The sequence below is a fragment of the Neisseria sp. P0021.S006 genome (genome assembly GCF_051956895.1).
In genome coordinates this window covers 1-622 of the sequence record NZ_JBQCWZ010000846.1, presented here as the reverse complement: position 1 = coordinate 622, position 622 = coordinate 1, and the positions used below count along the sequence as shown (strand labels likewise).

Annotated in this window: 1 protein-coding gene; it reads right to left on the bottom strand. The window is 44.9% G+C overall.

The features are described 5' to 3' along the window. Positions 1–346: 346 nt before the first annotated feature. Positions 347–622: FAD:protein FMN transferase (locus tag ACTHUM_RS17460; RefSeq protein WP_440403620.1), on the bottom strand; the 276-nt coding region annotated here is incomplete at its 5' end.

Genomic DNA, 622 nt, shown 5'->3' with positions numbered 1-622 from the left:
ATATTATACCGTTCATCTAAAGACATCCGGTTATCTGCATTACAGACCGTTCATCTGAATTGCTTCAAACCACTTTGTCGGATTTTCCCATATATGTTGTGTTTCTCCGTATCGAAGGGGTTTGAGCGGTTGAAACCGTATTGCTTAGATATTAAAGCTTCATGCTTTGAAATGAGTGAATTTTTGTTTTAAGTGTCGTAATCTCTTGCTAATTACTCCCAGCTGCAAGAGTTTCAGGGTTGCCCCCTTGGGCAGCCCTTCTTTTTTTATCCTCCATTATTTCAGTAATCGAGCCTTCCCTGTCCTATGCACATAGTCAAAATCGCAGGCAAGGCTGGCCTTCCCCTCAGCCTCCAATCTTCTTCAATTCATTATTCGTCATCACCAGCCAAACCTGTGCATTTTTAACTTGAGCCGCAGTACGGATGGCCGCTTCATCCATAATAGAAAATGCAGTAGAAAAAGCATCGGCAACCGCCGCACTTTCCACCATAACGCTCATGCTTTTATAGCGCGGCTGGCTTCCGCCTGTACGCGGATCAAAAAGATGGGTAAATTTGCCAGCTTCGTCCATTACCGTGCCATAGCCGCCAGATGTAGCAAAGGCTTGGTTTTTCATGGC